Annotated in this window: 15 protein-coding genes and 1 other RNA gene; 8 read left to right on the top strand and 8 right to left on the bottom strand. The window is 68.2% G+C overall.

The genetic code is table 11. The features are described from left to right. Positions 1-8: 8 nt before the first annotated feature. The 4 genes from A4F85_RS16960 to A4F85_RS16945 form a co-directional block, all read right to left on the bottom strand. Entirely contained in the window at positions 9-1,379 is a 1,371-nt protein-coding gene (locus tag A4F85_RS16960; RefSeq protein ID WP_063327232.1) for an amidase, read from the bottom strand. Positions 1,380-1,429: 50 nt separating this feature from the next. After that, positions 1,430-2,107: a DUF2848 domain-containing protein gene (locus tag A4F85_RS16955; protein WP_063327231.1), complete on the bottom strand. Its 678-nt coding sequence runs from the start codon at positions 2,105-2,107 to the stop codon at positions 1,430-1,432. Between the two features lie 87 nt (positions 2,108-2,194). Beyond that, entirely contained in the window at positions 2,195-3,514 is a 1,320-nt protein-coding gene (locus tag A4F85_RS16950; protein WP_034390465.1) for an MFS transporter, read from the bottom strand. Positions 3,515-3,786: 272 nt separating this feature from the next. Continuing rightward, positions 3,787-4,686 (bottom strand): DMT family transporter, encoded by a 900-nt coding sequence (locus A4F85_RS16945; RefSeq protein WP_063327230.1) that lies wholly within the window; start codon positions 4,684-4,686, stop codon positions 3,787-3,789. Positions 4,687-4,782: 96 nt separating this feature from the next. Here A4F85_RS16945 and A4F85_RS16940 point away from each other — a divergent pair, with 96 nt between their 5' ends. Then, a complete protein-coding gene (locus A4F85_RS16940; protein ID WP_063327229.1) occupies positions 4,783-5,577 on the top strand; it encodes an AraC family transcriptional regulator in 795 nt (264 codons plus the stop codon). A 56-nt stretch (positions 5,578-5,633) separates the two neighbouring features. Beyond that, positions 5,634-6,066, top strand: an RNA gene (gene rnpB, locus A4F85_RS16935) — RNase P RNA component class A. Between the two features lie 44 nt (positions 6,067-6,110). On the opposite strand, the gene A4F85_RS16930 is transcribed toward rnpB, so the two are convergent. The 4 genes from A4F85_RS16930 to A4F85_RS16915 all read right to left on the bottom strand — a co-directional run bounded on the left by A4F85_RS16930 (position 6,111) and on the right by A4F85_RS16915 (position 12,619). Continuing rightward, a complete protein-coding gene (locus A4F85_RS16930; protein WP_063327228.1) occupies positions 6,111-8,591 on the bottom strand; it encodes a TonB-dependent siderophore receptor in 2,481 nt (826 codons plus the stop codon). A 154-nt stretch (positions 8,592-8,745) separates the two neighbouring features. After that, positions 8,746-10,056 (bottom strand): sigma-70 family RNA polymerase sigma factor, encoded by a 1,311-nt coding sequence (locus A4F85_RS16925; RefSeq protein WP_063327227.1) that lies wholly within the window; start codon positions 10,054-10,056, stop codon positions 8,746-8,748. 95 nt (positions 10,057-10,151) lie between these two features. Beyond that, the gene (locus tag A4F85_RS16920; protein WP_012203381.1) at positions 10,152-10,895 is read right to left on the bottom strand and encodes a pseudouridine synthase; all 744 of its coding nucleotides are present in this window, start codon (positions 10,893-10,895) and stop codon (positions 10,152-10,154) included. 53 nt (positions 10,896-10,948) lie between these two features. Further along, positions 10,949-12,619: an MBL fold metallo-hydrolase gene (locus A4F85_RS16915; RefSeq protein ID WP_063327226.1), complete on the bottom strand. Its 1,671-nt coding sequence runs from the start codon at positions 12,617-12,619 to the stop codon at positions 10,949-10,951. A gap of 115 nt (positions 12,620-12,734) precedes the next feature. Between A4F85_RS16915 and dapF the strand changes: the two genes are divergently transcribed. The 6 genes from dapF to A4F85_RS16885 all read left to right on the top strand — a co-directional run bounded on the left by dapF (position 12,735) and on the right by A4F85_RS16885 (position 19,514). Continuing rightward, a complete protein-coding gene (gene dapF, locus A4F85_RS16910) occupies positions 12,735-13,595 on the top strand; it encodes a diaminopimelate epimerase (RefSeq protein ID WP_012203383.1) in 861 nt (286 codons plus the stop codon). After that, positions 13,592-14,305 carry a DUF484 family protein gene (locus A4F85_RS16905; RefSeq protein WP_012203384.1) on the top strand — a complete coding sequence of 238 codons (714 nt, stop codon included), beginning with the start codon at positions 13,592-13,594 and terminating at the stop codon, positions 14,303-14,305. Before dapF ends, A4F85_RS16905 begins: the two co-directional genes overlap by 4 nt. A 14-nt stretch (positions 14,306-14,319) precedes the next feature. Further along, a complete protein-coding gene (locus A4F85_RS16900; RefSeq protein WP_082848226.1) occupies positions 14,320-15,411 on the top strand; it encodes a tyrosine recombinase XerC in 1,092 nt (363 codons plus the stop codon). Positions 15,412-15,545: 134 nt separating this feature from the next. Next, complete coding sequence (locus tag A4F85_RS16895; protein ID WP_013804115.1) at positions 15,546-16,661, top strand: CobW family GTP-binding protein; 1,116 nt, start codon at positions 15,546-15,548, stop codon at positions 16,659-16,661. Between the two features lie 531 nt (positions 16,662-17,192). Beyond that, positions 17,193-17,687 (top strand): RNA polymerase-binding protein DksA, encoded by a 495-nt coding sequence (gene dksA, locus A4F85_RS16890; RefSeq protein WP_012203387.1) that lies wholly within the window; start codon positions 17,193-17,195, stop codon positions 17,685-17,687. Between the two features lie 45 nt (positions 17,688-17,732). Next, the gene (locus tag A4F85_RS16885) at positions 17,733-19,514 is read left to right on the top strand and encodes an STAS domain-containing protein (RefSeq protein WP_063327224.1); all 1,782 of its coding nucleotides are present in this window, start codon (positions 17,733-17,735) and stop codon (positions 19,512-19,514) included. The last annotated feature ends 23 nt before the right edge of the window (positions 19,515-19,537 follow it).

The following is a 19,537-nucleotide window of genomic DNA, read 5'->3' as shown; positions in this document are numbered from 1 at the left end:
CTGGTCGATCAGCCCTGCGCCGAAGCCAGCAGCTGTTCCACGGCCAGGGCCACGGACAGCAGTCGCCGGTCCTGCCCGCCGAGGCCGGCCAGGCTCAGGCCCACGGGCGCCTCGCCTGCGCGGTGGCAGGGCAGGGAGATGGCGCAGCCGTCGAGGAAGTTGATCAGCGTGGGGTTGCGCAGGATCAGGCCGTTGGCGCCGAAGTAGGCCTCGTCGCTCTGCGTGAGGTCGGCGATCTTCGGGGCGACCACGGGCACGGTGGGCATGACGATCAGGTCATGGTCGGCCATCTGGGCGCTCACGGCGGCAATCCACTGCCTGCGGCGTGCCAGCAGGTCGATGTAGTCGGCCGCGCTGATGTCCTTGCCGCGCAGGATGCGCGTGCCCACGCGCGGGTCGTACTCGGACAGGCGCGTGGCGATGTGGTGGCGGTGCCAGGCCCAGGCCTCGGCGGCCGTGAAGCCGCCCTTGGAATTGATGTCGGCCAGCTCGCCGAAGGGCGCGACCACGGCATGGGTGATATGGGCGCCCGCCTGCGACAGCAGGGACAGGGCGCGCTCCCAGGCGGCGGCCACGGTGGCGTCCATGCCGTCCAGCACCACGTTGGTGGGTGCCAGCAGGCGCAGGCCCTGCAGCGGCGCGGCATGCAGCTCGCCCAGCGGCTCGCCGCTGAGGATGGCGTCCAGCGTGGCGCAGCAGCGCACGCTGAGGGCCAGCGGGCCGATGGAGTCCAGGTTGGCCGACAGCGGCAGCACGCCTTCCATGCTCACGCGGCGCGCCGTGGGCTTGAAGCCCGTGAGCCCGCACAGCGCCGAAGGAATGCGCACCGAGCCGCCCGTGTCCGAGCCGATGGCCGCCATGGCCATGCCGTCGGTGACCGAGATGGCCGCGCCCGAGGACGAGCCGCCCGGGATGCGGCCGCCGTCCTCGTCACGCTGCCAGGGATTGCGCGGCGTGCCGTAGTGCGGGTTGATGCCCAGTCCCGAGTAGGCGAACTCGGTCATGTTGGTCGTGCCCACGATGACGGCGCCGGCCTGGCGCAGGCGCTGCACCACTTCGGCCGTGCGCTGCGCGGGCGGTGCGTCGGCCAGCAGGCGCGAGCCGCCCAGCGTGGGAAAGCCGGCGATGTCGAACAGGTCCTTGACCGAGACCGGCAGGCCCTCGATGGGCGAGCGCGCCAGGCCGGCCGCACGCAGCACATCGCTGGCGCGGGCCTCGGCCAGGGCCGCGCCCTGGAACACGCGCGTGAACACCTTGGGGCCTTCCCCCGACATGGTGCGGGCCAGGGCCTGCTCGGTCAGCTGCACCGAGGTGGTTTCGCCGCCATGCAGGCGCTGTGATGCCAGTTCCAGGCTGGGCAGGGGGAGGGCTTGGGTCATGTGGGAAGTCCTGTGGGTGAAGGCGGGCGTGGGCGGATCGGAGTCGGGGCTCAGGCCACGACGTCCAGCAGTTCGCTGCGGTAGCTGTGGCGGATGGAACGCTGGCTGCGGGGATCGTACAGCTCCATGGAGAACTGCGTCGAGGGGCGGATGCCGCCGATGGCGCCCACCGTGCCGCAGGTCATGCCGCAGCCTGCGGGCAGCAGATCCTTGCCGCCCGTGAAGCCTGCGATCAGGTCCTGGGGCGTGCGCAGGCTGGCCAGCGTGCCTTCCTGGTAGAGCACCTCGCGGCCGTCTTCCACGATCCACGAGCGCACGACCAGCTCATCCCAGTGGCCGGCCACGTCGGCAAAGCGCCAGGCCTGGGTGGCCACGGGCTTGACGCAGGCCTGCTTGGAAAAGGCCACGCTGTAGGCCTCGAGCTTGCGGTCCGTGTGGTCGGAGGCCAGGCTCACGAACATCTCGCCTTCGTGCGTGAACACGAAGACCTCGACCTCGCCCGAGGAGTCCGCGCCCAGCACCTGCAGCGCGCTGCGCTGGCTCAGCTGGTTGCTGGAGATGCGGTAGTACAGCGGCACGGCGCTGGGGCGCGGGATGCCGATGGCGGCCAGCTCCTCGATGTGGTGCTCGATGGCCTCGCGGTCGCGGCCGGCCCAGCCGGCGACGATCAGGGTGTCGAATTCAGGGGCGAAGGTCTGGCCCTCGGGGGTGGTGAACTGCAGTTGCATGGCAGGCGATCCAGGAAAAAGGCGGGGCCGCAGGCCCCGGTGGGAAAGAGGAGGGGGCAGTGGCGCGCGCGGTGCGGCGCGCAGGCATCACTGCTTCTTGACGAAGAGCACGACCAGGAAGGCGGCCATGAATTCCAGCGCGGCCACGAAGTACAGGCCCGAGGACAGCGACCCCGTGCTGGTCTTGAGCGCGCCGATCATGTAGGGCGCCACGAAGCCGGCCAGGTTGCCGATGGAGTTGATCAGCGCAATGCCGCCGGCCGCCGCCGTGCCGGCCAGGAAGGCGGCAGGAATCGACCAGAACACGGGAAAGGCCGCGAGGATGCCGATGGAGGCCAGCGTCAGCGCGCACAGGGCGAGCACGGCGTTGTGCAGGAACAGGCCCGTGAGGATCAGGCCCGCCGCCGCGATCAGCGCGGACAGGGCGCAGTGCATGCGGCGCTCGCCGGTCTTGTCCGAATGCATGCCGTTCCAGACCATGGCCAGGGTGCCGGCCAGGAAGGGAATGGCCGAGATCAGGCCGATCTGCAGCGTGTTCTGGATGCCGATCTCCTTGATGATGGACGGCGACCAGAAGGCAATGGTGGCGTTGCCGCTGACGATGCAGAAATACACGGCAGCGCACAGCCACACGCGGTAGTTGCGGCAGGCGTCCAGGAAGGACACATGCTTGTGGCCGCCCTGGTTCTCTGCCTCCACGGCAGCGGTCACGGCGCGCTGCTCGGACGCGCTCAGCCACTTGGCGTTGGCGGGCTTCTCGGGCAGGTACAGCAGCACGAAGAAGCCGGCGATCACCGAGGGAATGCCTTCCAGGATGAACAGCCACTGCCAGTTGGACAGATGGCCCACGCCCTGCATGCCATTCATGATGGCGCCCGCAATGGGACCGCCCACGGCGCCTGCAATGGCGAACGAGGTCATGAACAGGCCGTTGACGCGCGCCCGGTGGCGGGCCGGGAACCAGTAGGTCAGGTACAGCACCACGCCGGGGAAGAAGCCGGCCTCCACCACGCCCAAGATGAAGCGCAGCACGTAGAACATGGTGGGCGTGGTCACATAGGCCATGGCCATGGAGGCCGCGCCCCACAGGATGGTGATGCGCGCCAGCGTCTTGCGTGCGCCGATCTTCTCCAGCAGCAGGTTGCTGGGCACTTCGAACAGAAAGTAGCCGATGAAGAAGATGCCGGCACCCAGGCCGTAGATGGCCTCGCTGAACTGCAGGTCGTCCAGCATCTGCAGCTTGGCGAAGCCGACGTTGACGCGGTCTATCCACGCCAGGATGAAGAGCAGCACCAGAAAGGGAATCAGGCGCCAGGCGATCTTGCGGTAGGTGGCGTCCATGTCGGGCGGCGATGCCTGGCCGGCGCCGTGGGCGGGGGAATGTGCGGCGGATGCCGGACTGCTCATGGGGTGTCTCCTGTCTTCGACGGTGCAGCGGGCACACGGACCGGGGCGGGGCCCGTGTGTCTCAGGGGCTTCAGGCGCTGGCGGGTCTGCAGTGAGACCGGCCGGGCGTCTGGAGCTGTTCCTGTGGCGGCAGTATCGAAAGGCGGGACAGGGCTGTCCAACAAGAAATTATGAGCAGGCCTGAATGCAAATTCTTATGGGCAGAGCTGGTGCGGGCGCCGCACCGGCATGCAGCATGCGTGCACCATTTGCGCTCGGGAAAACCCTGATTTTCAGGCGGTGGCGGCGGCACGCGGTGCGCGCAAAGGCTGCTTCCACAGCTCGGCCAGCAGCAGGCCGCCAATGGTCAGCACGCCGCCCACAGCGTGGTAGGCCGCCAGGGGCTCACCCAATGCCATGAAGGCGATCACGGCCGTGAAGATGGGCACCAGGTTGAAGAACATGCTGGAGCGGCCCGGGCCGATGCGCGCCACCGACATCATCCACAGCAGCGGCGCGGCGATGGAGGCCATGATGCCCGCAAAGCCCACCAGCGGCAGGTTGGTCGCGTTCAGCCCCGTGCGCGGCGCCATCAGGAACAGCGGCAGCTGCGCGATCACGGCCACCAGGATCTGCAGGTACAGCAGTTGCACCGTGGCCAGGCGCGGCATGGGCCAGCGCTTGAGCAGGATGTTGTAGACCGCATAGGCCAGCATGGCCACGAACATCAGCGCATCGCCGCCATTGAGGCCCTGGGTGAGCAAGGTGGAAGGCTGCCCCGAAGACACCACCAGGGCCACGCCCGCAATCGCCAGCACGCAGCCCAGCACGGCGCCCCGGCTCAACGCCTGGCCCAGCATGGCGGTGGACAGGCCCAGCACCATCATGGGCGTGAGCGAACCGATCAGGCCCATGTGCGTGGCCGATGTCATATGGGCCGCGTAATAGGCCAGGCTCTGGTAGATCACCATGCCCAGCATCCCCAGCACGATGAGGCGCGGCAGCAGCGGCCGGATGTCGGCGCGCTGGCGCCAGATGGAGGGCAAAAGGAACGGCGTGAATAGCACGGCTGCCACCAGCCAGCGGTAGAAACCGATCTCGGCCGCGCCGATGCTGTCGGCCGCCATCTTGCTGACCACGGTATTGACCGACCAGATGAGCACGGCGATCAAAGGGAAAAGGTAAGACCCCATTGGAAGACTCCTAAGACTGGTCCTATGATCGTTCTGTCCGACTTGGAGTGCATCCCTGGTTTCGGACAATCGATAGCGCAACCCGGACCATCCGCCATGCCCCCTCCCAGCAAACCCATGCACATCCAGAACGTCGAGGATGTGCCGGGCGAGTACTACTTCCGCTACGACGAATTCGGCGCCGACACCGAGGTGCCGCCGCACAGCCACAGCTGGGGCCACCTGAACTACACGCCCCACGGCAGCATGTGCATGGACACGGCAGGCCAGCACTGGGTCTCGCCGCCGCAGTACGGCGTCTGGGTGCCGCCCGGCGTGGTGCACAGCTGCCATGTGGCGCACGCCGTGGTCTACCGCTCGGTCTACCTGGCGCCTGCGCTGTGCAGGGAGCTGCCGGCGCAGCCGTGCTCCATGCGCATCGGCGCCATCGTCAAGGCCATCCTGGCCGACTTTGCCGTGCGCGACGTGCACATTCCCGCCACCGACGCCGACCTGCGCCTGGCCCGTGTGCTCTACGACCAGTTGCGGGCCGTTCCCGTGGAGCCCGGCTATCTGCCGGCCGCCGAACACCCGGCCCTGGTCGAAGTGCTGACCTGCATGCGCGCTGCGCCCGAGGACCACCGCAGCCTGGCCCAATGGGCCGCCAGCGTGCACATGACCGAGCGCACCCTGGCGCGCCACTGCCAGCGCGAGCTGGGCATGGGCCTGGGCGAATGGCGCCAGCGCATGCGCTACCTGCTGGCCATCGACGCGCTGGAGGCCGGCCTGAGCGTGCAGCAGATCGCCTATGACCTGGGCTACAGCACGCCCTCGGCCTTCATCGCCATGTTCCAGCGCGAGGCCGGCACCTCACCCGAACAATTCCGCCGCGAGTTCTGCATGCCGCCGTGAGGCTGTTGCGCCATCTGCCTGCAGCCCGGCCCAAGCCGCGAGATAATGCCGCCCGTGAAGCACGCCAGACCGCCGCTGGTGCAATCGTGGAAACACGGCACTGGAGGAACGTCCGGACTGCACAGGGCAGCGTAGCAGCTAACGGCTGTCCACCGTGAGGTGAGGATCAGAGCAACAGAGACGAGTCGGGGACATGTGCCGCCAACTTGGTGTTCTATGGGGTGCCAGCGCAAGCTGGCGACGGCTGGCGCAAGCCAGACGCCCAGGCGAAAGCCTGGGCCCCATAGCCACCCGGGGACGCGGAACGCGTCCCCGGGTGAAACGGGCAATCTCTACGCGCAGCAATACCAAGTAGGCACACGTTGACGGGGCCCCCGGAGTGTGCGGGTAGGTAGCACCGAGCCGGGCGGCGACGCCCGGCCCAGATTAATGGCGGTCACATGCGGGCAACCGCGTGCACAGAATCCGGCTTATCGGCGCGCTTCACACTTTTTTCCATGCCCCGCCACCGGCGGGGCATTTTCATGGGCGGTTCAGAACTGGTATTTGGCCGTCAGCAGCAGCCTGCGCGGCACGCCGAAATAGTTGCCGCCGTTGTTCGTGCCCAGGGTCTCGAAGTAGCGGCGGTCGAACAGGTTGCTGACGTTCATCTGCAGGTCCAGCTGCCGGTTCACCCGATAGCCGATGACCAGGTCGGCCACGGCATAGGCGCGCTGGCGAATGACATAGCCCTCGGCACTGGTCAGCGACTCGGACGTGGTGCGGCTCTGGTAGCGCAGGCCGCCGCCCACGCGCCATGCGCCCAGCTCGCCGCCCAGGTGGTACATGGCCGACAGCTTGAGCTGGTGACGCGGCGTGTAGCTGGCATAGGGCGCGCCCTTGGCGCCTTCGGTGCTGTCGCTGGCGATCTCGGCCTGGGTGAAGGTATAGCCAAGGCCGGCGTTCAGGCGCGGCAGGATCTCGCCGCTGATGTCCACGTCCAGCCCCTTGCTCTTGACCTTGCCCACCGAGCGGTAGCAATTGGTCTTCACCGTGCAGGAGTTGATGTCCGCGATGGCCTGGGGCAGGTTGTCCTGCGTGGTGTTGAACACGGCAACGGCCAGGTTCACGCGCTCGTCCAGGTAGCTGCCCTTGAGGCCCAGCTCGAAATTGCGGCCCTCCACCGGCGCCAGCATGCTGCCCGAGACATCCAGAAAATCCTGCGGCCGGAAGATGCTGGTGTAGCTGGCATAGGCCGAGTAGGTCTTGTTGATGTCATAGGTCAGCGCGGCATAGGGCGTGGCATGGGCTTTCTCGCTGAATTCGCGCTCCCGGCTCCAGCTGCCCTGGCGCTGGACGTTGGTGAAGTCGTACCAGTCCAGGCGCGCGCCGGCGATCAGGTTCAGTGGCTCGGCCAGCAGGAAGCGGCCCGTGGCGTAGGCCGAGGTCAGCGTGGTCTTCTGGCGGCGCGTCCACAGGTCTTCGGCCAGCAGGCCGGAGCGGTCCAGCGAGTCGGGGTTCCAGGTATAGGGATCGACGCCATTGGCGATCAGCCATTCCCCCGTGGGTGACAGGTAGCTGTAGCCCTGGTCGCTCCAGCGGATGGTGCGGCGGCTGACGCCGAAGGCCAGGTCATGCTCGCGGCCGAACAGGCGCACGGGGCCCTGGGCCGAGGCATCGAGGCTGAGCTGGCGCTTGTCGTAGTCGTACAGGCCGCCGGCCACGTCGTAGCGCGTGCGGCCCTGTTCGTCCTGGCCGCCCGAGACCAGGTAGGCGCCGTCCAGCGCGGACTTGGCCTGCAGGGCGCGCGCGGCCAGCCTGGCCTTCCAGCCGTTGTCGAAGCGGTGCTCCAGGTCGGCGAACAGGCTGACCTCCTTCTTGTCCCATTTGCTCCAGGAGGGCGAGAAACGCCTGGATCGCGCAATGTCGAGGAAGGAGCCATCGAAGCCCATGGGCACGCCCATCCATTGCGAGCCGGGGTTGTCTTCGTTCACATAGGAGCCGCCCACGCTCAGCGTGGTGTCGCGCCCCAGGTCGAACTCGGCGGTGCCGTACAGCAGCTGGCGGCGGCTGCTGTAGCCATCGATGAAGTGGTCGCGCGACTGGGCCGAGGCCACCACACGCCCGCGCGCCGAGCCGTCCTCGTTGAGGGCGCCGCCCACATCGACCTCGCCCACGGCCTGGTTCCAGCTGCCGCCGCGCAGGGTGACCGAGCGCTGGGTGGTGCGCGGCGCGCGCTTGCGCACGAAGTTGATGGTGCCCGAAGGGTCGCCCACGCCCGTCATCAGGCCCGTGGGGCCGCGCACCACTTCCACGTGGTCGTACATGGCCATGGTGTCATAGGTGGAGGTGTCGGTTTCATACGAGACGGGCACGCCGTCCTGCAGGAAGGAGCCGATCACGAACCCGCGCGAGAAATAGCGCGCCCGGTCGTCGCTCCAGCGGTTGATGGTGATGCCGGTGGCGCTGTTGGCCACGTCGTCGATGGACAGCATGCCCTGGTCGTCCATCTTCTGGCGCGTGACCACGGTGAGGGACTGGGGCGTCTCGCGGATGGACAGCGGCAGCTTGGTCGAGGTGCTCATCAGCCCCGTGGTGTAGGAGCCCGAGCCCTCGGTGGTCGTGGTCTCGCCCACGGCGGAGACCGTGACTTCGGGCAGGGCCACGGTGCCGGCGGGCTTTTCCACCACCAGCGTGCCCTGGCTCACATGGCCTTCCAGCCCGCTGCCGCGCAGCAGCCGGGCCACGGCGGCGGCGGTGCTCAGGCGCCCTTCCACGGCGGGCGCACGGCGGCCCTGCACCAGTTCAGGCGCGGCCAGCAGCTGCAGGCCAGCCTGGCGGGCCAGTTGGGCCAGCGCCTGGTCCAGCGGCTGGGCGGGAATGTGGAAGTCGGTGCTGGCGGCCGTGGCCGTGGCCGTGCTCGGTGCCGCCTGGGCCAGCGCGGCTGGAGACAGCTGCACGGCCAGCAGCGCGATGGCCGCCGCAACGGCATGGTGGCGGGCAAGGCGGGAAGGCTTGGAGGGGAATGAAGACATGGAAGGTCCCGTGGCGGATCTGGGCAATGGCGATTCCCGGGCTGCGAATGCGTCGCGTTCCCGGGTCCTCATGCCTATACGAACGGGCGCAGACATTCCCTCACGCCTGGTGCGCATGCGCCGTGCATTCCGGGGCCATGGGCGCATCAGCGCATCAGCTGCGGCGGCGGATGACCAGGGTGCGCCCGGTTCCCGGGCCCTGTTCCTCTTCCTGTACGCTGACCGGCAGGGTGCGCGGCAGCATGCGCAGCCAGCCCTGGGCCGCCGCAATGCGCACGCGCCCCAGCACGGGCAGGGCGGCGGCGTCGGGCTCCACGCGCAGGGGCTGCAGGCTGTAGCGCTCCAGGCGGCGGGCGACCTCGGCCAGCGGCGTGTTCTGGAAGTCCAGCCAGCCCTCGCGCCAGGCGGCCACTGCCGCAACGGTTTGCACGGCGGCCGTCTGGCCTGGCGCCAGGCGCAGCATCTGGCCTGCGCCCAGTTCATGCCGGGCGCCGCTGCCGTCGCGCACCTGCACGCGGCCCGCATCGACGGCGACCAGCACCGCATCGTCCTCCAGCGCCACCTCGAAGCGCGTGCCCAGCACGGTGACCTGTACGTCCGCCGCCTGGACCACGAAGGGCCGTTCCGTGTCGCGCGCCACGGCGAAGAAGGCGCTGCCGGCCAGCAGCCGCACCTGGCGGCGCGTGGCGTAGAAGTCCACCTCGGCACGGCTGGCGGCGTCCAGCGTCAGGGTGCTGCCGTCGGGCAGGGGCTGGTTCAGCAGGCGGCCGGTGGCCGTGGCCAGTCGCACCTGGTACTGCGGCATCCACTGGCGCCAGGCCAGCCACATCGCCGGGCTGCCGACACCCAGGCCCGCCATCCCCAGCAGGGTGGACAGGGCGCGGCGGCGGCCCGTGCGTGGTGCGGGTGCGGCGGTGTCTCCGCGCCAGCGGCGCAGCGAGGCTTCCACGCTGTCCATGGCGCGCATGACTTCGCGTTCCACGGTTTTGACCGAGACGCCGTGGCGCTTGGCCAGCTCGGCATGCGAGGCGCCCTCGATGCGGTCGGCCAGGAAGATGTCGCGGCAGCGCGCCGGCAGCTGCGCCAGGGCGCCTTCGACCCCGGCCAGGGCCTGGCGGTAGGAATGGGTGTCGGCCACATCGGGGCTGAGGGGGGAGGGCGGTTCGCCTTCCCTCGCGCTGGTGTCAAAGCGCTCGGCCGTGCGCTGGCCATGGCGCAGGTGGTCGATGGCGATGTTCTCCATCACCGCGTAGAGATAGGCGCGGCTGGCGCCTGGCGGACTGTCCGGCGCGGCGGGCGCATCGCTTTCGCCGCGCTGGCGTTCGGCCAGGCGTATCCAGGCGTCATGCACCAGGTCACGCGCGGCCTGCGGGCCGGCGCGGCGCGCCACGAAGCGCACCAGCTCGTGGTAGCTGTCCTGGAAGGTGCTCAGCAGGGAAGAAGAGGAAGAGGCGGGCGCAGGCATGCGGGAGGCCCGAAGGCAGCACGGGAATCCTGCATTCTATGAAATGATTCTCATTTGCCGAATGTGCTGCCCGCCGCGCACCCGGCAATGCCGGCCTAGAACCGCTCCCAGGGCATCAGGTAGCGCCACTGGCCCTCGGGCACCTTGGCCAGAGAGAGGCGGCCAATGCGCAGGCGGCGCAGGCTGACCACGCGAAGGCCCACTTCGGTGCACATGGCGTCGATCTCGTCGGGCGCGATGCCCTTGAGCGCAAAGCGCAGGTGGTTCTCGTTCTGCCAGCTCACGCGGCAGGGCGGCAGCTGGCGCTTGCCGATCGGCAGGCCGGCCTTCATCAGCTCCAGGCCGTCCTCGTGGATCTGGCCCTCGACGCCGACGATGCATTCCTGCTCCAGCCACATGCCTTCCTCGCCCAGCTTGCGCGCCACGCGCTTGTCCTGGGTGTAGACGATGAGGCCGCTGGCCGGCAGCGGCAGGGGCAAAAAGGACTCGAGGTTCTTGAAGTGCTGGGCCAGCACCAGCAGCGGCATGGGCGTGTCCACCTGGGCCATGCTGGCTTCGCCCAGCAGGGAGTGGGCGCTGCGCACCCGGCCATAGGGCCGGCCCTGGGTGTAGCCCGCAGGCTTGTTCATCAGCAGGGTGACGGGCGGCACGGCCTCGGGCTGGGCGCCGCTGCGCAGCGTGACCTGCTGCTCGGGGCGCACGCGCGTCTCGGGCAGTTGCACGACCTTGCCGTCCACCTGGACGTTGCCGGCGGTGATATGCAGTTCGGCCTCGCGGCGCGAGCATTGTTCCTGTTCGGCCAGGCGCTTGGCCAGGCGAACGCTTTCAGATTCAGACATGCGCGCAGCTTAACCAGATACCAGGCCCCGCGCGCGTCGTCGGTCATTGCCGGTCATTGCCGCCCGCACAGCGCACGGATGCGCTCCACATGCGCCAGCAGCGAGCGCTCGGCAATCGGCCACAGCTGCGGCGGGGCGTCGTCATAGGCCAGCCGCACCCAGTCCTGCACGCTGCCGTCGGGCTGTTTTTGCATGGCGGCCAGCACCTTGGCCTCGCGCGCCAGCCGGTGGGCCTTGAGCTTGGCGATCGCCTGGCGCGCAAAGCCCAGCACATAGCCATGGGCCGGCAGGATGAAGCGCGCATCGTGCGCGGCGCACAGCGCGTCGAGCCTGTCCAGCGAATCGATGTAGTCGCGCATGTTGCCGTCAGGCGGATCAATGATGGTGGTGCTGCCATTGAGGATGTGGTCGCCGCTGAACAGCAGGGCGTCTTCCTCCAGCACAAAGCACACATGGTTGGCCGCATGGCCGGGCGTGAACACGGCCTGCAGGGTGTGGGTGGTGCCGCCTTGCGCATCCTGCAGCACGATGTGCTGGCCGTCGGTCAGTGCGTAGTCGGGCGTGAAGCGGCTGGCCTGCCGGGCCGTGGGCGCCGAGGGCAGGCCGCCAATGGCGGGCCTGGGCCTGCCGGCCTGCACCGCCAGCGCCTGCAGCAGCGCGGCGCCCGGCGAGTGGTCGGCATGGGAATGCGTGCACAGGATGTGGCGTATGTCGCCGCCCGCCGCATCGAACAGGCGCTGCACATGGGCGGCGTCGGCCGGGCCGGGGTCGATGGCGGCGTAGCCCGTGGCGGCATCGCCCACCAGATAGCTGTTGGTGCCGGGGCCGGTCATCACGCCGGGGTTGGGTGCCGTCAGGCGCAGCAGGTTCTTGCGCAGTGGCACGGCGCGCTCGCTCTGCCAGTCCAGCGTGTGCAGGATCTGGCCGTCCGGGCAGACCATTTCCAGCTCGCCGAAGGGGGCCTCGTCCTCCATGTGGCGGGCTTCCTTGCCATTGAGAAAGCCGGTGCGCGGGCAGCACTGCCACAGCGGCTGCTCGCCTTGCAGGGCGGCGAACACGGCATCGGTGCCCGCGAAGCGGCTGAGCCGGTCCAGCGTGCGGATGGTAGGGAAGATCATGGGGAAGCTGCCCGCGCGGTGGCGCTCCAGCGCTTCCTGCGGGCGCACCCAGATGGGCTCGAACTGTTCCGACCCGTCGGCGTCGGGTTCCTGGTCCTCGGGCATGCGCGCCACGAAGAAGGGCACATCGAAGCGCCGGGGCTGGTCGCGGTCGGCCGTCCAGTGGGCCAGGTACCACAGCGCATCCACGGCCAGGTGCAGGCCGCGTGCCTGGCACTGGGGCACCAGCGGCGCCTTGCGGTCCAGCGTGGCCAGTTCGGCGGCGGATACCGGCCGACCCAGGGCATCGTGGGCCAGCAGGATGCCGAGTTCCTCGAAAGTCTCGCGCAGGCCGGCGATGGCCTGGGTGATGCGCAAGGCATCAGCGGCCTGGGCGGGGCGGGTGTCGGCGCAGGCATGGGCAGCCTCGGCCGCGTCCTGGGCCTCGATGCCGCCGCCCGGGAAGACATAGGCGCTGGGCACGAAGCTGGCCTTGGGCGAGCGCCGCGTCATCAGCACCTCCAGCCCCTGGCCATCGGCGCGGTCGCGCAGCAGCAGGACGGTGGAGGCCTTGAGCGTGTCTACGGGCTGGCGCTGGGGGTGCAGGAGCTGGCTGGGGCGGGTCATGGGGGCATTATGCGGATTGGCCCGCCCGCCGCTGTTGCGCAAGAGACGCAAGTACTGCTGCGGGGCATGGCTCCGGATTGCGCCATGAGGCTGCCGTGCAGGGGATAATCGCCGGATGCAGATCCGCTTTACCAAGATGCAGGGCGCTGGCAACGATTTCGTGGTTCTCGACGAAACCGCCGGCCCGCTGGGCCTGAGCGCAGCCCAGTACCGCTTCCTCGCCCATCGCCAATTCGGCGTGGGCGCCGACCAGATCCTCACGGTGCGGCCCTCGCCCGCCGAAGGCATCGATTTCGAATATGTGATCCACAACGCCGACGGCGGAGAGGTCGAGCAGTGCGGCAACGGCGCGCGCTGCTTTGCGCGCTATGTGCACGACAAGGGCCTGACCGGCAAGTCCGTCATCCGCGTGCAGACGCTGGCCGGCCTCATCGCTCCCGAGCTGCATGCCGATGGCCGCGTCACCGTGGACATGGGCCAGCCCGTGCTGGAGCCCTCCCTGGTGCCCTTCAATGGTGCAGACCTTGTGCCCCGCCCGCTGGGTGCGGCGCAGCAATGGCCCCTGCAGCTGGGCGACGAGGCCACGGTCTGGATCGCCCCCGTTTCCATGGGCAACCCGCATGCGGTGCAACTGGTGGACGATGTGGACCACGCCCCCGTGGCCACCTGGGGCCCGCTGATCGAGCGCCATGTGCGCTTTCCCCAGCGCGTCAATGCGGGATTCATGCAGATCGTCGATCGCGGCCAGATCCGGCTGCGTGTTTACGAGCGCGGTGCCGGCGAGACGCTGGCCTGCGGCACGGGTGCCTGCGCGGCCGTGGTGGCCGGCATTCGCTGGGGGCTGCTCGACGCGCGCGTCGATGTGCACACCCGCGGCGGCCGGCTGACCATCGAGTGGGACGGCGGCGCAGTGCGCATGACCGGCCCCGCAGAGTTTGTTTTTGAAGGACAGATCGAGGTTCCCGACCAGCCATGAACAGCACTACCGATATCGCCGTCACCGAAGAGACGATTGCCGACTACCTGCTGAACCATCCGGAATTCTTCGAGCGCCACGCCGAGATGCTCGCGCGTGTGCAGCTGGTCAGCAGCCACAGCCCGCGCACCGTCAGCCTGCAGGAACGCCAGGCCGAGATGCTGCGCGAGAAGATAAAGGGCCTGGAGCACCGCATCATGGACATGATGCGCCACAGCAGCGAGAACGCCTCCATCGGCGACAAGCTGCATGCCTGGAGCTGCGCACTGGCCAAGGTCCAGGACCTGCGCGAGCTGCCCCACGCGCTCACGGCCAGCCTGCAGCATGTCTTCGAGGTGCCCCAGGTGGCCCTGCGCCTGTGGAACGTCTCCGGCGCCCAGACCAGCAGCATCTACACCATGGGCGTCAGCGAGGACGCCAAATCCTTTGCGGCGTCGCTGACCATGCCGTTTTGCGGCCCCAACATGGGCTTCGAGCCCGGCGGCTGGCTGGTCGATCCCGATGCGGCCCAGTCCCTGGCCCTGCTCACGCTGCATGACGGCGACAGCATCAACCCGGCCAATGCCTTCGGCATGCTGGTGCTGGGGTCTCCCGATCCGCTGCGCTTCGAGGCCACCATGGGCACGGAATTCCTCTCGCGCATCTCGGCCCTGGCCAGCGCGGCCCTGTCGCGCATGCGGCCCGTGCCGCTGACCCTGGCGCGCGGCTGACCGGCTGAAAGCCCATGCCGGGAGCATCGGACAGGGACGGGCTCCCGGAAGGCGATCTTCCGGCAGAGGATCTGGCGGCAGAAAACCTGGCGATGCTCCCCGCCGCCGTCCATGCCTATCTGGAGCATGTGCGCGTGCAAAAGCGCCTGGCCGACCGCACCTGCGCACTCTATGCGCTGGACATGGCCCGGCTTTGCACCATGGCCCGCGACGCCGGCCAGGAGCTGCTGGCGCTGCAGCCCGCCCATATCCGCCGCTTCGTGGCCCAGATGCATTCCCGGGGCCGCAGTCCGCGCGGCATTGCGCTCATCCTGTCGGGCTGGCGCAGCTTCTTCCGCTGGGCAGCCCAGCAATCGCTGGTGCCCTTCAATCCCGTCGAGGGCGTGCGCGGTCCCAAGGCCCCCAAACCCCTGCCCAAGGCATTGGGCGTGGATGACGCCGTGCAGCTGGCCGCCTTCAGCAACGCCGACGCCGACCCCTGGATCGAGGCACGTGACGCCGCCATCACCGAACTGCTCTACAGCTGCGGCCTGCGCGTGGGCGAGCTGGTGGGCCTGGACGTGGCGCCCGGCCCGGACACGCAGCGCCAGGGCCGTGGCTGGATAGATTTGCAGGCCGCCGACGCCCATGTGCAGGGCAAGGGCGGCAAGCGGCGCACCGTGCCCGTGGGCGCCGCCGCGCTGCAGGCGCTGCAGCGCTGGCTGGCCTTGCGGGCGACGGGCCTGGCTGGCGCGGCCGCGCAGGCTGCGCATCACGAACCCGCACTTTTCATCGGCCGGCGCGGCGAACGCCTGGGCGCGCAGTCGGTCTGGGCGCGGCTGCGCCAGCGCGGCCAGCAGGCCGGGCTGTCGGCCGGTGTCCATCCCCATGTGCTGCGGCATTCGTTTGCCAGCCACATGCTGCAGTCCAGCGGCGACCTGCGCGCCGTGCAGGAATTGCTGGGCCACGCCAGCATCTCGACCACGCAGATCTACACGCGCCTGGATTTCCAGCATCTGGCCCAGGCCTACGAGAGCGCCCATCCGCGCGCGCGGCGCCAGAGCGGGGACGGCAGCGACAGTGGCGATGGCAATGGAGATAGCGATGAAAAGGGCGGCCTCCGATAAAAAAGGCCAAGCCCTCTGGCAAAACGGCACTTGACAGGCTCGCTAAACTTATTCGGAACGTCTTTTCGACAAGGCCCGTCCGTGGTGGACGGGCCTTGCCGCTTCCCCTTGCTGAATTTTCTGAAAGCAATTCCATGGCACTGATTCCCGTCACCATCCTCACCGGCTTCCTGGGCTCGGGCAAGACCACGCTGCTCAAGCGCGTGCTCAGCGAGTCCCACGGCATGAAGATCGCCGTGATCGAGAACGAGTTCGGCGAAGAGAACATCGACACCGACATCCTCAGGACGGAGTCCAAGGAGCAGATCCTGCAGATGAGCAACGGCTGCATCTGCTGCACCATCCGCGAAGACCTGCGCGAAACCCTGCAGCTGCTGGCCGCCAAGCGCCGCAAGGGCCTGGTGGAGTTCGACCGCATCGTGATCGAGACCACGGGCCTGGCCGATCCCGGCCCCGTCGCCCAGACCTTCTTCATGGACGACGAGATCGCCGAGACCTATCTGATCGATTCCATCCTCACCCTGGTCGATGCCAAGCACGCCAACCAGCAGCTGGATGATCGCCAGGAGGCGCGCCGCCAGGTCGGCTTTGCCGACCAGCTGTTCCTGTCCAAGACCGACCTGGTCAGCGAGGACGAGAAGAACGCGCTCATCCACCGCCTCAAGCACATGAACCCGCGCGCGCCCATCCGCGCCGTGCATTTCGGCGAAGTGCCCCTGAACGAAGTCTTCGACCTGCGCGGCTTCAACCTCAATGCCAAGCTGGACATCGATCCCGACTTCCTCAAGGAAGACGATCATGACCACGGACATGACCATGGCCACAAGCATGAGCATGACGAGCACTGCGGCCACGACCATGGCCATGAGCACGACGAGAACTGCGGGCACGACCACGCCCATGACCACGAGCACGGCGAGCACTGCAAGCATCCGCACCACCATCACCACGATGACGACGTCAAGAGCTTCGTCTACCGTGCCGACCGTGCCTTTGACCCTGCCCGCCTGGAGGACTTCCTGGGCGCCATCGTCAACATCTACGGCCCGCGCATGCTGCGCTACAAGGGCGTGCTGAACATGCAGGGCACGGAGCGCAAGGTCATTTTCCAGGGCGTGCACCAGCTCATGGGCAGCGACCTGGGACCGCAGTGGGCCGAGGGCGAAAAGCGCCAGAGCAAGATGGTCTTCATTGGCATCGACCTGCCCCAGGACATCTTCCTGCAGGGCCTGGAGCAGTGCCTGGTCTGAGTTTTTTGTGAACCTTTGTGGGCAATCGGATGGCTTTTTGCTGACATCTGAATGACACAGGGGCCGCCCGCATGCGTGGGCGGCCCCTTTGCATTCCTGTGGGGTATGTGCAACGGCTTGCGCTCCTGTAGAGCATCGATACAATCGCGCCCCTGAAGAGAGCCCCCAAGCCCAATGGACTGCCCCGCAGGGGTCGCCCATACCGTGAGGAGACAGCAAGTGAGCGCCGAATCCAGCAAGAAGCCGTCAGTGGCCGCACCGGCCCCGGCTGCAAGCCAGAAGGCCGCGGTCCGCACTGCGGTCGGCGTTGCCGACCTGGTGTCCCTTGCTGACCGCAAAAGGGCTCTTTGCACGCACGGCCGCCGCACGGCCTGGATTGCCGCACCCCGCCGCACGGGGAAGCCGGCAGGTTCCGCAACTGCGGCGATCGGCTGTCCTACACGGCATTCGACCCGGGCGCCCCGATTGACAGTACCATCCATGGCCCCGTCCGAAGCCCTCGGCGCGGACTAAGTTAGCGAAACCAACACTATGCCTACCACTACGCAAACGCCTTCGTCGGGATCGACGAAACGAGACCCCAAGCTGGCCAATGCCTGGAAGACCAAGTCGGTGGAAGAACTGACGGATGCCGAAGTGCTGGCCATGTCGGATGACGAATACATGAATGAGAAGCAGATGGCGTTCTTCCGCCTCAAGCTGCTCACTCTCAAGCACGACATGCACACCAACGCGGGTGAGACGGCAGAAAACCTGCGCGAGGACACCGTGGTGGTTCCCGATCCGGCCGACCGCGCCACCATCGAGGAAGAGCATGCGCTGGAACTGCGCACGCGCGACCGCGAACGCAAGCTGCTCAAGAAGATCGAGCAATCCATTGCACGCATCGACGCAGGCGACTACGGCTACTGCGACGAGACCGGCGAGCCCATCGGCGTGGGCCGCCTGCTGGCCCGCCCCACGGCCACGCTGTCGCTGGAAGCCCAGCAGCGCCGCGAGCTCAAGCAGAAGATGTATGGGGATTGAGTTGCAGCAACGGCCTGCAGGCCGTCGGTGCTAATCTGACTCGCCATGGCAAAAGAAGAGAGCAGCAAATCGGGGGGGTTGTTGTCCAAGGTGGTGCGCTTTGTGCGCCACCCTACGGTCAATTGGTCCGACCTCGACGGCCTGGACGGGGAGCAGGAAAGCCAGTACAGCAAGCAGGCGCTCAAGGAAATGATCGAGCGCAAGCGCCGCAACGATTTCGTGCGCAAGCGCGAGTTCGACCAGCTGCGCCGCCTGCGCCAGGCCGAGCTGCAACAGGCCTCCAGGCCGGGCAGCGCACCGGTCGGTGTGCCCGGCCCCGCCGCGCAGGGCTCGCAATTTCTCAGCAGCCTGCTGAGCTCCAAATCCTCCGGTGAACGCGCCGTCACGCTCAAGAAGATCGACGAGATCGAAGCCCAGATGTCCCAGCAATGGTGGCGGGGCAAGCAGGCGGCCGATGCAACCACCATTCCCATGGCGCTGCCTGCGGGCGGCAACCCCGCCCCGGCCTCGTTTCGCAAGCAGCCGCCGCCGTCTGGGCAGATTCCCATGCTCAGCGACGTGGTGCCGCCGGCCATTGCCTCGGCCGGCGACGTGGCAGCCTTTGCCACCACCCTACCCATGAGCCTGGCACCTGCGCCGCAGGTGCCCTCCGTCTCGACGGCTCCCATCATTGACCCCATGCCCATGGCCCGTCCCCTGCGGCCATTGGAGGGGGCGACCGATTTCCTGCCGGCCTTCGCGGCCACCGAGGTCTCTCCGCCGCAGCCCATGGACATGGTGCCGCCCTGCTTCGTGGTGTTCGAGCACGATCCCGACCTGGAAGAGCCGGCCATCCTCTTTGCCAATGGCGATGTGGATGGTGCCGAGCAGGGCATGCTGGAGCTGATCGATCGGCGCGATGTCCCCGCGCAGCTGCCGGTCTGGCTGGCCTTGCTGGACCTGTACCGTGCGGCCGACCGCCCGCTGCAGTTCGACAAGGCGGGCATCGAATTCGCGGCGCGCTTCGGCCGCTCCGCTCCCCAATGGTTTGCGATGCCGCAGCAGCGCACCGCCCCCGTGGTGTCCATGCCGGGCGCAGCGGCAGGGCGTGGCTGGCGCTGGAGCGCACCTGCACAGATCACGCCGAGTGCCGTGACGGCGCTGAAGGCCTCCCAGGCCAAGGCTTCCAGCCCCTGGAGCCTGGACTGGGCTGCCGTGGCCGGCATCGACGATGCGGCGGCCACGCCCCTGGAGGCGCTGCTGCAGCAATGGGCGGGCTCACAGGGCGTGTTCGTGCTGCTCAATGCGGACCGGCTGCTGGCGCTGCTGGGCACGCTGGCTCCCTCGGGCGATTCCAGCGTGGATACGCTGTGGTGGCGGTTGCGCATGGCGGTGCTGCGTTTGATGAACCGGCAGGATGATTTCGAGCTGGTGGCGCTGGACTACTGCGTCACCTATGAGGTCTCGCCTCCCTCGTGGGTGGACCCGGTCTGCCAGTGCCTGACGCAAGCCATCGAAACCGAGGGCGCGGATGCGCCCCTTTCGGCAGGCGTTGCTGCCACGGCGGACGCCGTGCGATTTGCGCTGGCCGGCACCATTGAAGGCGATGCCTCCACCTGGCTGGACCCGGTGCAGGAGGGGGCCAGCCTGGGCGAGCCCGTGTTCATCGACTGCACCCAACTGGTGCGCATGGACTTTGCGGCAGCCGGCTCCGTGCTCAACTGGGCTGCCCACATGCAGTCGCTGGGCCATGTGCTGCAGTTCGGCCAGCTGCACCAGCTGGTGGCGGTGTTCTTCAATGTGATCGGCATCCAGGAGCACGCGCAGGTCACTCCACGGCGGGACTGATACTGCCGCGCGGGCGGCTGCGC

The sequence above is a fragment of the Delftia sp. GW456-R20 genome (assembly GCF_001622915.1).
In the GTDB taxonomy this organism is placed as follows: Bacteria; Pseudomonadota; Gammaproteobacteria; order Burkholderiales; family Burkholderiaceae_C; genus Comamonas; species Comamonas acidovorans.
Note: the sequence above shows the minus strand (reverse complement) of the source record. Positions and strands in the feature narration are given on the sequence as shown.

Excerpts from the sequence above, each read along its gene's own strand:
- A4F85_RS16960 (WP_063327232.1), bottom strand. The coding sequence starts at position 1,379 with ATGACCCAAGCCCTCCCCCTGCCCAGCCTGGAACTGGCATCACAGCGC.
- A4F85_RS16955 (WP_063327231.1), bottom strand. The coding sequence starts at position 2,107 with ATGCAACTGCAGTTCACCACCCCCGAGGGCCAGACCTTCGCCCCTGAA.
- A4F85_RS16950 (WP_034390465.1), bottom strand. The coding sequence starts at position 3,514 with ATGAGCAGTCCGGCATCCGCCGCACATTCCCCCGCCCACGGCGCCGGC.
- A4F85_RS16945 (WP_063327230.1), bottom strand. The coding sequence starts at position 4,686 with ATGGGGTCTTACCTTTTCCCTTTGATCGCCGTGCTCATCTGGTCGGTC.
- A4F85_RS16940 (WP_063327229.1), top strand. The coding sequence starts at position 4,783 with ATGCCCCCTCCCAGCAAACCCATGCACATCCAGAACGTCGAGGATGTG.
- A4F85_RS16930 (WP_063327228.1), bottom strand. The coding sequence starts at position 8,591 with ATGTCTTCATTCCCCTCCAAGCCTTCCCGCCTTGCCCGCCACCATGCC.
- A4F85_RS16925 (WP_063327227.1), bottom strand. The coding sequence starts at position 10,056 with ATGCCTGCGCCCGCCTCTTCCTCTTCTTCCCTGCTGAGCACCTTCCAG.
- A4F85_RS16920 (WP_012203381.1), bottom strand. The coding sequence starts at position 10,895 with ATGTCTGAATCTGAAAGCGTTCGCCTGGCCAAGCGCCTGGCCGAACAG.
- A4F85_RS16915 (WP_063327226.1), bottom strand. The coding sequence starts at position 12,619 with ATGACCCGCCCCAGCCAGCTCCTGCACCCCCAGCGCCAGCCCGTAGAC.
- dapF (WP_012203383.1), top strand. The coding sequence starts at position 12,735 with ATGCAGATCCGCTTTACCAAGATGCAGGGCGCTGGCAACGATTTCGTG.
- A4F85_RS16905 (WP_012203384.1), top strand. The coding sequence starts at position 13,592 with ATGAACAGCACTACCGATATCGCCGTCACCGAAGAGACGATTGCCGAC.
- A4F85_RS16900 (WP_082848226.1), top strand. The coding sequence starts at position 14,320 with ATGCCGGGAGCATCGGACAGGGACGGGCTCCCGGAAGGCGATCTTCCG.
- A4F85_RS16895 (WP_013804115.1), top strand. The coding sequence starts at position 15,546 with ATGGCACTGATTCCCGTCACCATCCTCACCGGCTTCCTGGGCTCGGGC.
- dksA (WP_012203387.1), top strand. The coding sequence starts at position 17,193 with ATGCCTACCACTACGCAAACGCCTTCGTCGGGATCGACGAAACGAGAC.
- A4F85_RS16885 (WP_063327224.1), top strand. The coding sequence starts at position 17,733 with ATGGCAAAAGAAGAGAGCAGCAAATCGGGGGGGTTGTTGTCCAAGGTG.